At 40.3% G+C, this 17,323-nt stretch carries 7 protein-coding genes and 1 pseudogene; 2 read left to right on the forward strand and 6 right to left on the reverse strand.

Annotated features, from left to right (window positions below):
- Window positions 1-339: 339 nt before the first annotated feature.
- The 4 genes and pseudogenes from BMW59_RS10760 to BMW59_RS10775 all read right to left on the reverse strand — a co-directional run.
- Window positions 340-1,188 (reverse strand): N-formylglutamate amidohydrolase, encoded by an 849-nt coding sequence (locus BMW59_RS10760; RefSeq protein WP_093051555.1) that lies wholly within the window; start codon window positions 1,186-1,188, stop codon window positions 340-342.
- Window positions 1,189-1,455: 267 nt separating this feature from the next.
- Complete coding sequence (locus BMW59_RS10765; protein ID WP_093051558.1) at window positions 1,456-2,025, reverse strand: class D sortase; 570 nt, start codon at window positions 2,023-2,025, stop codon at window positions 1,456-1,458.
- 155 nt (window positions 2,026-2,180) lie between these two features.
- A complete protein-coding gene (locus BMW59_RS22430; RefSeq protein ID WP_425441269.1) occupies window positions 2,181-4,340 on the reverse strand; it encodes a Cna B-type domain-containing protein in 2,160 nt (719 codons plus the stop codon).
- 26 nt (window positions 4,341-4,366) lie between these two features.
- Window positions 4,367-10,006 (reverse strand): annotated as a pseudogene (locus tag BMW59_RS10775) (SpaA isopeptide-forming pilin-related protein); the annotation flags it as partial.
- A gap of 320 nt (window positions 10,007-10,326) precedes the next feature.
- Here BMW59_RS10775 and BMW59_RS10780 point away from each other — a divergent pair.
- Window positions 10,327-13,353 (forward strand): ATP-binding protein, encoded by a 3,027-nt coding sequence (locus BMW59_RS10780; protein WP_093051567.1) that lies wholly within the window; start codon window positions 10,327-10,329, stop codon window positions 13,351-13,353.
- Between the two features lie 69 nt (window positions 13,354-13,422).
- Here the strand turns inward: BMW59_RS10780 and BMW59_RS10785 are convergent, their stop codons facing one another.
- Together BMW59_RS10785 and BMW59_RS10790 are read right to left on the reverse strand one after the other, a co-directional pair.
- Window positions 13,423-14,553, reverse strand: a complete 1,131-nt coding sequence (locus tag BMW59_RS10785) for a response regulator (RefSeq protein WP_177174294.1) — start codon at window positions 14,551-14,553, stop codon at window positions 13,423-13,425.
- A gap of 746 nt (window positions 14,554-15,299) precedes the next feature.
- Complete coding sequence (locus tag BMW59_RS10790) at window positions 15,300-16,133, reverse strand: metal-binding protein ZinT (RefSeq protein WP_093051572.1); 834 nt, start codon at window positions 16,131-16,133, stop codon at window positions 15,300-15,302.
- Window positions 16,134-16,531: 398 nt separating this feature from the next.
- On the opposite strand from BMW59_RS10790, the gene BMW59_RS10795 reads away from it, so the two are divergent.
- Entirely contained in the window at window positions 16,532-17,080 is a 549-nt protein-coding gene (locus tag BMW59_RS10795) for a CDP-alcohol phosphatidyltransferase family protein (protein ID WP_177174295.1), read from the forward strand.
- The last annotated feature ends 243 nt before the right edge of the window (window positions 17,081-17,323 follow it).

Genomic DNA, 17,323 nt, shown 5'->3' on the forward strand with positions numbered 1-17,323 from the left:
TGTCTTACCACCTTCATGTAGTCAGTCTATTATTGCAATTAACGTAAACGTTTACACGAAGAATCATACCATATCTGTTAATTAGTTATCAAGAGAGTTTTTTAATTTTTTATACATCATTTGGGGGATTGTGTCAGATTTCGTTGGTATTGTGACATTCTTAGCTTGGATTGTGGTGCTTTTTGGCCATGATTGTTGCACTTTTGGCCGGGATTGTGCCAATTTTGACCATAATTACTGCACTTCCGGCCAGAATTGTGACACTCGGCCCCCACACACAACCCAAGCAAGGGCCGCCGCACAGTTTACCGACAACGCCGCGCCCCCCAACTACTTTCCCTACTCCACATTCTCCACAAAAACGACCAGACTCCTGAGCATGTTATAAAAAGGCTTGAGGTCATTTCTCGGGTTCCTGAAGTCATAGTTAATTTCCAGCTGCATGGCTTCGGTGCCGTATTCGTTCCAGGTGTGGTGAGTGACTGTTCCCGGATGGTTTGCTGAAAAGGTGTGGTTCTCATAGACACGTTCAATCCCATGATGGTTAAGGATGGTGTACAACTGCTGCATCCACTCCTCCTTCACAGTGTCTCCGCCGCCGGTGCCAATATCCACATCGAACGGTCTGTCCTGACTTGAGCCATGCAAATCAATGACTAAATCGATCTCGTGCTCCTCAATGATCTCACCGATCTTCTCTTTATACTCTCCGTCAAGGATATAGTTCGCATCTTCACCTTTGTGAGTATTAAATATTATATGGGCCCCTGTGTAATCCTGAATTAAATGCGTCAAAGCACCCGTATAGATTTCTGCCGGCTTGACTTCGCTTTCACGGACGTGGCGGGTCGTGTGGGGTGCTGAAATCAGCACGTTTACCTCTCCGCTTCCTTCAATAAAAGCTACATGCTTATCAGCCCCCATGGCACCTTTATAATCGTTTTGGGAGAATGACTTTTCATATGAAAAAATTTCACTTTCAAGCTCTTTCGTTTTATAGGTGTCTTTCAACGTTTTCGCTCCCATTTCACTAAAATTATAATCAACTAATTCCAGTGCTCTTATTTCTTCCGGCTCTTCTTCGCCGGCTTTATTCTCTGCTCTCTGAAGGGTTGATTCCTGCTCGCCTCCCCAACAGCCTGTCACAAATACTAATATAATTAAGACGATAACATACCTGATTTCCATCCGCTCCCTTGAAACTATAAATCAATCTGTAAAACTTTTTGTTGGGTGTCCTCCTAGAATACTTTCACATGAACCCGCGCAACGAGTAATCATCTCACCTAATATGAATATATGAACTTATTAGAGAAATAAGTCGACGGTTAAGATACTTTATTATAAAGAAGAGACACCGATATGGCGCCTCTTCCTACTTATAGTTTTACTTTTAATCTGAGGAAATTATAAAACAGACGAGTTTTTCGGTCTAAGGTCTAAAAATTGACCAGTCTAACCTTTGCCTATCTCTTTTGTATGAGTCAATTCAGCCTCAATAATATACCTGTCGGGAGCCGCTCCTAAAAGGTAAAACGGATAACACGTGGAGAGTGTCAGTGTTGCCTGGTCTTTATCCACCACAACCGAGGTGTCCTCTGCAGAGGTAATCCATATATCACTAATCATGTAAGTATATGAAATACCGTTATAGTCAACGATCATCTTATCCCCTTCCTGCAGATCCCCAAGTTCACGAAATACCGTATCCCGGTGGCCGCTTAACAATGTATGGCGTTCCTCATCCGGGGGCCCGGTCCATTCACTTTCGTGCATGCCTACCCCTTGATCCAGCGCATCATTCTCTGTCCCCCAATATGTTAAATACTGTTTGTCTAAAACAGGAATTTTTAATACCGCAATTTCCTCACCTGGTTCAAGGTGGTTTCTGTCCAATTCCTGGCTGGGTGTTTCCCGCTCATCATTAATTTTCATAACCCCCGAGGTCGCTGACTGGTATTCATAAAAAAAATTACCGATAAAAACTGCTCCGAGTATTAGAAAAAACAGCCCAAGTTTTTTCATAGATCCAGTAACTCCTTTACCAGAGTGTTCATTTATCTTATCTACCTTTCGGCTTCCAGTTAGAAAACAAGCAGTTCACTTAGACATGTTATTTGTAAGTGAGAGCTGCTTTCTAACAAGCTACCTCGTAAAAACTTTTATAAACAACTATCCCATTATGCTTTTCTTTGTCTTACGCTACTGACTATAAGCAGTGCGAAACCTAAGAGAATAAATATACTTCCGAACACGATCAGATTGAACATATTAGTTGCAGTTTCAGGCAATGTTCCACCGTCATCTTTAGTTTCTCTCTTTTTTGCTTCGGTACCAGCCGTTTCGTCTGAACTATCACCATAATCATCTTTTTCAGACTCAGCGGCAGGTTCTTCTATATCCTCTGGTGCAGATGGTTTTTTCGGTTCATACGTATTAGTCAAATCAAAACCAACCACTTGAACCGTGTAACCAGAAACCTCATTCTCACCAACAGTGTAAACATACCTGCTCCCCGCCTCATCAAATTCAGGCAGATCTATGAATGCATATGTCCAATCGTCATCGTCAGTTACCTCTGTCGTATCTAAAGCTTCGCCGTTCTGATACAGCACTACCATGATAGACTCAGGACGATCTTGGTCAGTGTCGTTTTTCCAAGTCTTACTCCCCTCTACTGAAGTGCTGCCTGTTCGCAGATTCGTAATGTTATAGCCATTCACAGACGAAGCATAACCTTTGACCTCATGCTCCTCCACTGTATACGTAATCGATTGGCCATCTTTATCATAAGCCTGGAGATTCTCAAACGTATGCTCCCAGCCACTCTTTGCTGTCACGTCAACCGTGTCATATACAACGCCGTTCCGAAGCAAGTCGACCGTGATCACTGCTGGACGGTCCTCTGAGTCATCATCCAACCAGGCTTTCGTAACAGTTACTGAGGTTTTGTCCGTTCGTGTATTGACCAGCTCATAATCATTAATTTCTGATTCATAGCCTGGCACCCCGTGTTCAGCCACCGTGTATTCATAAGGCTCGCCTTGATGATTAAATTTATCAAGACCTTTAAAGGTATAGGCCCAATCCATTTCAGCATCTATTTCCTCTGTCTCAATGACCACGCCGTCTTGCAGTAAGTTCACCATAATTTCTTCCGGACGGTCTTCCGGGTCGTCATCCCGCCAGGTCTTTGTCACATCCACATCAACCGTTCCCGATCGCACGTTAGTAATATCAAAACCATCTATTGAGGTCTCATAGCCGCTCACCGGTTCTTCTTCAATTGTGTAATTATACGCAACACCCTGTTCATCATATTCCGGCAGCTCTTCGAAAGTATAAACCCAGCCATCGTCAGCTGTAACTTTCGCTTCTTTTAATACTTCATCGTTTTGCAGAAGAGCCACATTGATAAAATCAGGACGGTCTTCCGACTCACCATCCAGCCACGCCTTTGTCACCTCTATCGATGTTTTACCGGACCGGACGTTTGTCATCTTGAATCCGTCATTTGTGGTCTCGATCGATTGCTGTTCGTAACCTTCCACAAGTGCTTCTTCTACCGTGTATTTGTAAGCTTTTCCTTCTCCATCAAAAGCAGGCAGATTTTCGAATACATAAGCCCAATTACCGTCATGCCCCGGATTAGCAACCGTTACTGTTTCCTCTTCAACCTGCTCATTATTTCGGAAAAGTTTTAATATGAGTTCATCAGGACGGTCAGATGCATTCTCATCGATCCATACTTTCTCCACTGCAATATCTGTTACTCCAATTCGGGTGTTGATAATGTCATAGCCGTTTACAGCTGCCTCATAACCAGCCGGTACTGACGCTTCTTTTACCGAATAAGAGTAAGGCACACCGTCAGAATCAAATTCATCCAGCCCTGTGAAAGTGTAGATCCATTTTCCATCTGCAGCTGCAGTCTCTTCTTTAAGAAAATTATCGTCCCCTTTACGGGTCAAATGTATCGTTATCTCTTCCGGGCGCTCATCCGAATTGTCGTCAAACCAGATCTTTTGACCTTCTATATCTGTTATACCTGAGCGTACGTTAGTGATATTAAAAGTATTATTTTCTTCAGAGATGAACGTCTCATAACCCGCCACAGGCACCTCTTCAATTTTATAGTCATATTCTTTCCCTTGATCATTAAATGCCTTAAGCCCTTCAAACACATAAGTCCAGTTTCCTTTACTATCCGGACGGATTTCCTGTCGGATTATGGCGTCTTCCGGGTATTCTTCTTCATCATATGGTTTTTGGAATAGTTCAATTGATATAGCGTCTGGACGCACTGATGTTTCTTGTTCATCTTTCCATTCTTTAGTCACAACAATATCTTTCTCTCCGGTACTTACATTAATAATTTCAAAACCGTTCTCCATATCACCCATAATACCTTTTAAAGTGTAACTATCATCCTGGTCTTTCTCTTCAACTGTGTAATCATACAACTCACCATCTGTATTATAGACCGGTAAATTATTAAAAGTGTAGGTCCACGGATCACTAATAGCAACCGAACCACCTAAAGGATTTCCGTCTTGATGAAGCTGGACCTTTACTTTTTCCGGACGGTCACCAAAACGGTCATTATCGTCTTTCCAGGTTTTTTTAATTTTAATATCCCGCGTTAAAACGTTTGTCAGCTCAAAGCCCTCTTCAACATTGCCTGTAATACTTCCTTCAAGCTGATAGTCGGCTGTATCTTGTTCTTCGATCATATAGTCAAATTTCTCTCCATTTGAATCAACGGCATCTAGTTCTTCAAATGTATAGACCCAGTCATCCTCGCTTGTGAGGTTAGCTTCGTCAACCTTTTCGCCGTTTCGCAACAGGCTGACGGCGATGGTTTCAGGTCTCAGCCCTCCCTCATTATCTTTGTCATTCCATCGCTTCTTAATATGGAGGTCGACTAATTCATAATTTAATACTTCCAAGTCAACTGTTTCATCTAATGCAAATTCAATCTCAAATTCGATGTCAGCCCAATGCTCTTGATACCCATCTAGCTGCTCTATTTCTTCAAAGACATACTGACCCGGTCGCAGATCTTCAACCAGGATTTGACCATTTTCATCAGTTGCATGAGTTGTTTTATCATACGTGCCACCATTGACTAATGAAATAGCTCTCAATGAAAACTGCACACCTTCCAATGGTTCTTCAGAATCACCGTCTATTTTCTTAAGCGCCGCTGAACCAGTGATAATGTTATTCTTAATCGTTGAGATCGTAATCGTTTCAGTGTCTGTTCCTGTTTGTACTTTAAACGATTCGGTTAAACCGTCACCTTTAATCGTGTACCCATTTGGAGCAGCTGTTTCTTTTAAGATATATTCACCTTCCGGCAACCCTGTAATACTTAGCTCACCGTTAGAATCTGTTACTAAGCCTGTAAAACCGTCAATTGTTTCATCGGTATTGCCGGCAGACACCACATCAAATACTGCTCCTGTTAGGTTATATCCGCTTTCTGCATCTTCTTTCTTCAACTGTATATCAGCATATGGACTGTTTTCAAATTCAGCGCTTACCGTCCGGCTGTTATGAACATCAGAAAGTGTCACCTCTACTTCAATAGGCTTATCACTCAAATAATATCCTTCTGGTGGAAATGCTTCTTCTATTTGATATGTTCCTGGTTTTAAGCCATCAAAATTAACGATGCCCTTTTCATTAGTTGTGGCTGTCTGCTTCTGAGCATTATATTCTCCTTCTTTATAGGTGAGAATAAATTCAGCACCAGAAAGAGGTTGTCCGTTCACACCATCTACTTTTGTTAATTCGATTGAAGCAGAACGTACGTCGTTACCAAGTGTACCTCCCCCAATTTCCATCGGTCTATGCTGGCTTCGTTTAATTTCAAATGCGATTGCTTCACCCTCTGCCATTTCAAACCCGAATGGCGCCCGCGTTTCAACAAGTTGATATTTTCCAGGACGTAAGTCGCCAGTGTCAACTAACCCTTCTGCGTCAGAGACCACCGTCCGAACCACCTCGCCAGATTCTGTCTGAACCTCGAAGTGTGCCCCTTGAAGTCCTGTTGCGGGATTCTCAGCATCCACTTTTGTAAGAAACGCGCTGCCAGGAATAAGTTCATTTTCTACTGTGATTTCTTCAATCTCCGTTTGTTTTTCTTCAATGGTAAATCGATGTTCTTTATTGTTTTCCTGGTAATCGTCTGCTGCTTGCGTTTCTTTAAAGTAATAGTCCCCGGTTCTAAATCTTCTATATAAATAACGCCCTTCTCATCAGTGTAGTAAGGACCGTTAACAGCTTTTCCTGCTGCATTTTTTAATTCAAAGGTCACACCTTCGAGAGGTTCTCCGTCTGTCCCATCAATTTTTGTCAATTGAACGTGCCGCCTAATTTCTTTATTCGTAACCTCAACTTCTGTCTTGTTTTGATTAACCGTCACAGTTTCGGGCTCGTCTATACCTGCCACATATCCTTCAGGAGCTTCTGATTCTATTAATAGATAGTCACCATATAACAAATTGTTAAAAACAACTATACCGTTCTCATTTGATACACCAGTACCGAGTAACACCTCTCCAGTATGGTCGTAAAGGTCAAACGATGCCCCTTCCAAAGTTTCATTAGTCTTGTCAAAGTCTACCTTTGTAACTTGCAGGGAACCGACCTCACCAGAAATTGAACCACTTATATTATCAAATCTGATAGCATTTGAAGTATCACTGCTGTCACTGATGGCTTCTTCACCTTCACCTTCAAATGTTACTGTGTTGGCAATTGTTCCATCTTCTTCGAACAGAATATACGTTTTATATTCTAAGATGTAGGCTCTGTCGAGCGTATTCTCAAATTTCACAGTAAATGACTCTTGTCCACTTTCGTCTTCCTTAAAATCCAATGAGTAATCTTCATCTTCTTCTAGAATCGCATTCGGATCTTTTTTAATATTTTTCCCGTCAATTACGGTTCCATAAATAACTACTGTATCTCTTAAAATTGTCTGATTAATACTTGGTGTATCTGCAATCTCAAGGTCTGATACCGTCGATTGGCTGAAGTTAATATTAATGCCCCAATTGACTATACGGCCATTTGTCTCATCCTGTTTTCCAGATTTACTTAAAAATTCCCCGCCATAGTCTGGAGTAACCTTGGCATAAAGCTCAATGTCACCCTTGCTGCTGGAGACAGTTGCTTTATTAGTATATTCACCTTTTAACGTGCGACCGTTAAGATCTGTCTTATACTTAACAACGTAAGAGGCAGTAATATCATCAAGCCTGACGGTAAAGCCAGGTTCCCCGTCAGGACCTTCAGCCGTTTCGATTACAGCATCGGTAACCTCATCCCCTATATCATAATCATTGTCACTCCCGGTTAGCTTCATCTCATAAACTTTAACACTGCCAATCTCAAAATTCTGATTGCCTAAAATATAATCTTCTACGAGCACATCATTAAGTGTTTCATTATTATAGTTTACTCCAATAGTCCACGTGATTTCTTTATCCTCAATGTTATAACTGCCATGCTTAAACCCGTTGTTTTTCGTATAATCATCCGGGTCAAATACGGCCTCATCTTCACGTGTCACCGTATCTGATTCACCTTCAGGGAGCCATTCAAGCGAAGCATTGTTTGTGTAACCGTCACTTCCTCTGCCCGCTTCGTCAAAATTAATAGATGTAATATACCTAAGGTCGACGCGTTTCTCTAAGTCCTGATGAAACTCTATTTTAATTTCTCTTATTGATTCATCGTAGCTATAGGTATACTGATCCCCTTCTGTCCATCGAGTACCATCATACAGTACCTTTAAATCTTCCGGTGAAAATCCTTCAGGCAATCTATCTGTAAAGACAACATTCCCCATCACTTGTTCATCACGATTTATTAATACCGACCAGTTCGTTTCTTTCGCTTGGTAGTCAGTTGAACCATGTGATTTGATGAAAATGCCTTGGCTAATCGGCCGACTGCCTTTTGATATGTTATTAAACTCGTCTGAGATGATATTATCTACGTTAATATCAGCATCCACACGGTCTACTGCTGTTGTCTGATACACTATTTTATAAGCGTCATCAATCTGATCTGCAAATTGAAATTCAAAACCATTATCTGTGACTATTAACGTATAAGCGTCAGGGCTGAGATTTGTCGCCCCCGCTTCCTCTCCCGTGTTCTGATCAATTTCCACAGTCATCACCTCAAAGCTGCTGTCCACTAATGTCTGGTTGAAGCCAAATATGTCAGCAAGCTTAGCGTCTTCCTGCAGAATATCTTTCTCATCATAGTTATATCTTACTTCCCAAGTGATTGTCTGGGAAACATCATCGTAATGTGCGGCCTCTTTCTCGAGAGGCTTGCCGCGGATGACAGAAACACTTGCTTCTGTACTGATTGGTTCATACTCTTCTCCAGATAATGTCACGTCGTTTTTATATGTCTCTCCGGCCATATCGTTAACTTCTGTCTCATAAATCACCCTATAGGCTGAATCAACCGTTCCAAGCGCAAGCGGAAACGCAGAGCCAAATGTATGTTCCGTTAACTCAACAGTGCCATCTATTGTACCGTTGGCATTCATATCCAGGCGATAAACTTTTAAAGACCCCTCTATAAATGAATGGTCCCCTTCTGTTAATAGATCTTCTAATACAGCATTATCAATCGTCTGCAAATTTTTATTAAAGTCTACTGTCCACTCTATCGTTTCGGTATTGTAGCCGCGATTCCCGATTCCTTGCTTTTCAATGGCAGGTGCGTCAGGAATGAATTTTATTGGAAACTCCAGACTTTCTTCCCCGGCAATAGGAAATGTAATGGTGTCACCGGTGGCTGGGCCATCATATTCATCATGGATATTGGATTCCAGAGTTATTTTCCCGGATATATTAGATTCCATCTCAATATTTTCATTGAATGTAATAATAATGTCATTGCCATCTGTATAGAAAGTCCCAAAAACAGTTCCATCTTCACGAACTAGATCCTGTCGATTGGCTTCTGAAACCCGGGGGATGTTGAACATTGACGGAACCTCAATTGTGAAGGTTGATCCTCCGCCATACGTGTGGGTATCAGGTAAAGCAAAGTCGTAATCCAGTACGAACTTTGATTGATTATAAGGACTCTCTATAACGATTTCTTCTCCGCCTCTGAGCTCGTCACCATCCTGTGTCAACGTGACACCAATAATAATATTTTCTTTAATCTCAGTACTCACAGCAGAGAAATCACGTGTTGTTTCCAGTAAATCATCTTCACTGGATGCCTTTTCCTCTTCAAACTGGGAATTTTTACTTTCCTCAGCTTTGTCTTTTAATTCATTTTCTGTATCAGCTTCCTTATTTCCTGTGCCGGCTTCTTTGGCTTCTTCCGACTCTTCTTCATTTCCTGCGCCAGCTTCTTCGGTCCCTTTGGCCTCTTCCTCATTTTCTATACCTGCTTCTTCATTCTCATCTGATTCTTCTTCCTTTTTCTTATCCGTCAAATTTACATTATCTGCTCGTTCTTCAGAGTTATTGTCAGATTGCTCATCAGTGGCAGCCCCATTTACCTCTTTTTCACTGGTTACAGCGTGGATCGAGATAGTGCCTTCCACATCTTCATACTCTTCTATAAGCTCATTAAATGTCACAGTTAATGGTTGATCAGGTAAGATGACATAATTTCCAACTTCCACACTGTCTTTCTCTTCATCCTTCTTAATGATTAAATCACCCGCTATTTCCTGTTTTATATGTAATTCATCGGGTAAATGCAGGACTTCTGAGTAGTCTCCTGTTATTTCGAATTTTTCATCAGACCACGTAACTGTTACGTTTATATTTTCGGATTTCCCCGCGTCTTCCAAGTCTACTAGCTGACCTTCATTATCAGTGAACGTCATGTCTTTAAAAACACTTGTTTCATTGTCACTTGCTGAAGCTGTCAACGGGACCAATACACTGCTTGATACCGTTTGAAAAACCAGCGCCAAAATCAGCAACATGTTTAACGTCTTTTTAGCCATTTTTAACCAACTCTTTCTATATTAATTATGAAAAAAACTCATTATAAAGCCATTTGTTGTACACACCGAAAAACAACTGATACATTTAAGCGTGAATCAGTTTAAGCGTGTTAATAATTATTGAACTTTCTTGTTTCATGCACATTATTAATTGATAACTATGATACAGTAAAAACGAGTTATAGAGTCTACCTAGACTCGGATGAACCTGCTAGCTACCTGTGGCACTCCCCCTAATAAAAGACACTTATTATCCAAATTCAATTTACTAAACTAAACTTTACAAAATCTATACAACACAACCAAGGCAGGAGCATGATATGAAAAACAAATCTACTAAAGTCACCATCATACTTTTCACCTCGTTAATCGTTATTATTATTCTTAGTTTGAGAGTGAGCTGGCTGAATTACTTTCAAGTGGAAACGTTAGATCCAGCAGAGAGTGGGTTTATTGACCTTACAGACGCAGTTCTTTCTGAGGGTAATTTTTATTCACTTGAGGGTGAATGGCATTTTCACCCTGAAAAATGGGTAGACCCTGGGAATATTACTGAAACCAGCACTACAGCCGATGTCCCATCTAACTGGCCCGATGAGCTTCTCAATTATGACCATAGTATGATAGGCAAAGGATCCTACCAGCTACAGGTTGATTTGCCTGAGGATTTCACTGATGAAGCAGGCATCCGATTTTACGAAATCATTGCGGCTGCTGAAGTATATGTAAATGGGCAACTTGTGTATAAGCGTAATGACCTGAATCACTCTTGGGAAGACAGAGGACTGAAGCGGGGACCGATCGATATTTATTTTAAGCCGCCCGAAAACGAAATTTTAAATATCGTCATACATGTATCCAATTTTAATCAGACGGCTCAGGGCGGCATTCATCGGGATATATTTATTAGTTCTGCCGAACAAATACGTTCTCTTTCATTTCTGTCAAAAGCTCTTCAGCTTTCTGTAGGGATCATTTTCATTCTTCATGCCCTTTATGCTTTTACACTCTATTTCCTGCAAAAAAAATACGCCCAAACGTTTTTAGTGACGTTCGGTTTTATGCTGCTTCTCTTCGCATCGGGCGTCTTTATGGATGATGAAACGCTTTACATGCCGCCATTAACCATGTCAGAACATTACCGTCTGCTTTTAATGATATTTCTCACTACGCTGTTCGTTATGTTTAAAATTATATCTAATATATTTAACGTATCGAAATGGAATAACAGGGTCATTTTGATTCTTTTTATCTCTTTGTTAGGTATCGCCTTGCTTTTTCCTTATGAAAATCTAAAGGTTCTCGTCCGGTTGATTATAGTTCTTTATCCCATTATCATCGGTTTAATGCTCTATGTCACTGTTAGTTCAATTGTGAAAGGGAATAAATATGGGTATTTTATCCTTGCATTCCTGCTTGCCTACTCTTCTAATATATTTTGGGGAGCTCTCATAAAAACAAATGTTATACAAATTCCTTTTTATCCGTTCGATTTTATTTTTTCTATGGTAGCATTAATTGGACTTGTATTGAAACGTCACTCTGACGTGACGGGGGAGAACGAAAAACAGGCGGACATTATTATCCAAAATGAGAAGAGTAAAGATTCATTTCTGGCAAATACAGCTCATGAACTCAGAAATCCGCTTCACGGGATAATGGTAATTAACGAAACACTATTAAATCACCTTCATACAAAACCTAAAGAAGCTATTGAAAAAGATCTGATTCTAAGCCATAAAATTGCTCTCCAGATGAAATATATTCTTAATGATCTTCAGGATTATACCCTGTTAAAAGAACAACGCCTCAGAATTGACCGGCAACCTGTCAATATACAGGCTGTGATTACAACAATTACTGATATTCTCATGTACCAGAGAAATAGAAATTCAGTTCAGTTTAGGATTAATCTCCCCAGTGATCTTCCTGCTGCTCACGGGGACGAACAACGCCTTTTTCAAATTTTCTATAACGTGTTGCACAATGCGGTGAAATTTACAGAGGAAGGAGAAATCGTTATTACTGCCTCTTCCAGTGAAAACGTTTTGCACATAACAATAGCTGATTCCGGAGGTGGCATCGATAAAAAAGATTTGGAAAGAGTTCTTAATCCTTACGAGCAAGGAGCTGGCTCCTCACAAGGCGGAATAGGTCTCGGATTAAACATCAGCCGTGAGCTGACGCTGTTGCATGATGGTGAATTTTCAATTAATTCTTTAGAGAGGGAGGGTGTAACTGTACATATCAAATTGCCTGCTGCTGACGGAAAAACTATCAGTAATGAGATTATTTCTTCAGGAAATCCAAATAAAATGGACTTGGCTTCAACTTATGATGAGAAAGTTTCTGACCTGCCTAAAGTCTTAGTAGTAGATGACAATCCATTGAACCTGGATATACTTGAAAAAGCACTTTACCCCGAATTCAATGTAGTTAAAGCATCTTCTGGGGAAGAGGGATTAGTCAAGCTTTCCCGAGAAACCTTTTATCTTGTCATCAGCGATGTAATGATGGCTGAAATGTCAGGCTATGAATTCACAAGAAACGTTCGGAAACATTATGATTTGGCAGAGTTGCCAATTTTACATTTAACCGCACGACAGCATACAGATGATCTCGTTGCAGGGTTAAATTCCGGCGCAAATGATTATGTGAGCAAACCTATTGAGCGAGATGAACTACTTGCCAGGGTCCGTACTCTCATCAACATGAAACGTGCTGCCTACGAAAAAGTTGAAACAGAGGCTGCCTGGCTTCAAGCTCAAATTAAACCTCACTTTCTGTACAATACAATGAACGCTATTGCGTCACTTAGTCAAACAGACCCTGATAGAATGATAGATTTGCTGTATGAGTTTGGTTCCTATTTAAAAAATAGTTTCCAGCTCCCGCCAGAAAATGGTTTAATTTCTTTAAATGAAGAACTTAAAATTATTAAACCTTATCTTTACATTGAACAAAGCCGTTTTCCTGAAAAGCTCGAAGTCATCTATGACATACAGAATGCCGACACCATTTTCATTCCGAGACTGGCAATCCAGACACTCGTTGAGAACGCGGTTAATCACGGCGCTCTTAAAAACAAAGGAGAAGGTATTGTGCGTGTGACATCCCGTTATAACGGCCAAAAAGCAACGATTGTTATCTCAGATAACGGCTATGGAAATGCACAGAAATTAACGGAATTGCTTGAGAACCAGCAGACTACCGGGGTAGGTCTCGTTAATGCACATACTAGAATCAAATTCATAAATGGTAAAGGGCTGACCATCGAAAAGAACAGCTATGGCGGGATCAGTATCATTATCTCTCTCCCGGGAGGGGACCATTTCGATAATAATTAAATTTAGATGCCACCCTCTCTTAAATATAATGATAAAAGGAGCAAAAAAAGTAGCTATCCTAACCGATAGCTACTTTTTACTCATACCGGACCACTCTCTGTACCATTTTTCGATAGATGGTCCAGGTCTCACCTCTAGTTCTCTTTGCAAAATTTGAACCAAATTCTCATAATGCTGTGTAACCAGATCAGCTCTGTTCTGTCGGTCATATATTTTCAAAATACAAAAATGTACCTCTTCATCAATTTCATCTTTCTGTAAGATTTTCTGGTACCAATACAATGCTTTAGTATATTTCTTGAGGTGTTTAAAATGTCCGGCAAGGTCCATTGCTTTTTCTCGCCATAGCAGCTTCTGGTTCCACCGCTCTTCTTCGGCCCATAGCAAATCGCTGTGCAGAAGGTAATCACCTGCATAGTCTTCTAGAAGTCTCTCGACTGTTTTCCTGTTTTCAGAGTGAGATAAGTCCTCTATAGCGTATAATGCTTTTTTCCATATAAACACATCAACTTGTACATCCTTCATTTCCAGACAATAGCCATCCTCTTTATTCTTCAGCCGAATGTACTGTGCATAAGATTTAAGTTCTCTTCTTATATGGTAAACAGTAGTATACAATTGTGGAAACGATTTCTGACTATCCCTGTCATTCCAGATTACCTCAACAATTTCTGATTTGGGTACAATTTTATTGTGATGATGCAATAAGTAAAGAAACAACTCACGTGCTTTAGCTGTTCTCCATGTCAATTCCTTTTCATCATTTCGACTTTCTCCTAAAGTGATACCGCTTTTAATATTGATGTGCAGTCCACTATTGTCAGCAGGGGCCTGAACACTTTTTTTCCGTTTATTCAGGCGTTCAATTGTATGACAAAGACGTTCATAGCGAATGGGTTTAACCAGATAATCCACAGCATCCAGGTCAAAGGCTTCAATAGCGAATTCACGATGGGCTGTTACAAAAACGATGTCAATAGTTTCATTCGTACTTAGAAAATATTCAGCTAATTCGAACCCGCTCATTCCTGGCATTTCGATGTCTAAAAACAGAACATCCAAAGGCTGTGATTCAACGATGCTCTTTGCTTGTTCAGCGTCTGAAAACCTGTAAATGTTAGTCATTTTCCCGTTTCTAACAAGTAAATTTTCCAGGTAATTCAGCGCCAGTTCTTCATCGTCTACCAAAAGCACATTCATAGTCAATCCCCCCATCTTAACCAAAAAAACTACTGCGGAAATTAATTCACATTAAATTAGCAAAGTCCTATCATGCTGGTATATCTATGTATTCACTATTCTCAAATATAACATTCTCACTAGGAAATAATAATATTTCCAGAGGTTGTATGGCAAAAACTGCAATTATAAAAGTTAAAGCAACTAAAGCACCTTAGCGAAAGGCGCCTTCCTTTAGCAAAGGGGCTTATGTACTAGTTTAACATATACAATGATTTCCTTGAAATGAACGATATATAAAAAAACCCGCATTCTTTAACTTTGTGTTAGCAATAGAGGATTCAAAGGAAGTTTGTCACTGGGAAGGAATATAAACGGCTTCCATAAACAAGCGAAGCCCCCTGCTGCAAGGAACTCCGCTTCTACTAAAGCCTTTCCAGGCCGTGACAACCTCTTATCAAAGGGGCATTTTTCCAACCATTCCAGTCTTCATTTTGAGCTCTGCGGACGCGTATCGTCTCAAAAATTTTACGCATTTTATAAAACTCTACCTTTCCTATACCTTAAATTGAGAGGTTGTAATCATCTTTTTTAAAATCGCATAAAGTTTCCATTGGAACAAAAAATGTTTTAAAAACCCAGTTAAACATGGACGATTATTTATAAAGTAATGGTAATTCCACTATCCATGTAATCTCACAGCAAAAAACCAGCACTTCCGTTGAAGGCTGGTTCATGTAGTAAAGTATTTCAGGCTGCAGGCAAGCCTAGTGTGCAATCATTTCGTGTTTAATCTCTTCCCCGTCCATATGGGCAGGGTAATAAGTCGGCCAGTTGGTTACTTCATCAAGCAGCTCTTCACGGTCATCGCCCCAATAGAGGTGGAAATGGTCCGCTTCTGTTGGGTAGATATTGTGGTCGCTGAACTGAATGTAGGCCGGCATTTCGTCATCGCCCTCTTCCTGTTCGAAAATGAAGCGCACTCCGCGGTTGCCGGCTTCGTATGTAAGAATTTCATAGCCATCGTATGCGTAATCACCGGACCATTCGCCCTCATCGCTCTTGAATGTAAACGTATTATCTTCGATGGTGATATAATCTACGTCCGTTTCATAGCCGGTTTCATAATACTCGGTATACTCCTCTGCAGTCATCGAGTCGCTCTCCGCAGCTTTATGCTCCATGACCTCATCCAGCTCACCGCTCATTAAATACAGATACACTGACTGCCATTCCCCTTCCCAGTCAGATAGCTCCCTGTCTTCAATTTGATCGTCTTCAAAGTAGCCGTCGTAAATCGCCTGCGATTCATCGTCATGGCTGTGATTGTGGTCATGATCATTGTCATGGTTATGATCATTATTTCCATGGTCATTTTCATGGTCATGATCATGCTCATTATTATTGTGATTGTCGTTAGCTTCTTCCTGGTGATCTTCGTTGTTCTCCAGATTATCTTCATCTGCAGACTCATTTTCCGTATTTTCTGGCGCTCCATTCTCCTGCGTGGCATCTGATTTTTCAGCACTGTTGTCAGCCTGACAGCCCGCCAGCAATAAAGCAGCCGCAAAAGATGTGAGATATAGCTGTGATCGTTTCATAAAAACACTCCCCTTTTTAATTATAAATCGTAATGATTACTATTTGAGAGTATACGCTTATGACCACAGCAGGTCAAGTGCCTATATGATTCTTGTGATAATATTTCAACCTATACAAAATAAACGCTCACTCCCTGAAAGGAAATGAGCGTTTATCTTTTTTTTAAAAAATAATACAGGTTTATACACTTACAGAAGCTGTTGTATAAGGGGAAATAATGCTTCTAAAATAACTAAAAAAACATCTATGTAATTAGTTAGGATATATACTGTAGGTAATGCTAAGAGTTAAATAAGAAACAGGTCTGTTTATAATGCCTCTCTACATAAGAAGAAAATGTCTATCATTAGTAAAATGGGATGCTGTGGTGAAAGGAATTGATGGGGTGGGAAGGTATATGGCAAATACGTTGACAGGTAGCAGGTTAGTCCTCGCGTTAGTATTGTTTTTTACTGAACCGCTCTCCTTTGGGTTTTATGCGATTTATACACTCTGCGTAGCTACAGATATGCTAGACGGTCCAGTTGCACGCAAAACTCATACCGCCAGCAAAAAAGGAGCCCAGCTTGACAGTATAGCTGATTTGATATTTGTAACGATCGTAGTGATCATCTTTCTTCCTATGGTTGGTACTCTGTTTCCAGCCTGGTTGGTATGGCCAATCATCGGAATAGCTTTAGTAAGAATCGCTGTATATGTGATTGGATTTATAAAATTTCATCAGTTTTTATCCCTGCATACGTTTGGCAATAAGGCCACAGGTGTCATTTTATTTTCCGTTCCATATATGATGTTATTAATGGATATAAATTTGCTAAGTATAATAGCCTTGTCGATTGCATTAGTATCAGCATTGGAAGAGTTGTTAATTATGATTAAACTAACGACAGTCAATCCAGATATCAAAAGTATATGTGACTTATATCGAAGGAATATAGAAACATAGAAATAAAGCATAACTCAATATGTGTTGCACCTCCCAGTTACGTTTAGACCCTTCATTCCCGTTACGATTTACTATAGACCTCTTGTAAAGGAGCTCTTTCCGATAGACTGGTCAGTTGATAGGTACTGGTCACTTCAAGTTAGTTTTTATTTATGAGTAAAGGAAAATTAAGGGGAATGTTTTTGAATGTTTTCGATTCCAGCTCTTACTGCTTCCAGACGGGCTGGACATAGAGGTATCCTA

The organism is Salipaludibacillus aurantiacus, from assembly GCF_900111295.1.
Classification (GTDB): Bacteria; Bacillota; Bacilli; order Bacillales; family Salisediminibacteriaceae; genus Salipaludibacillus; species Salipaludibacillus aurantiacus.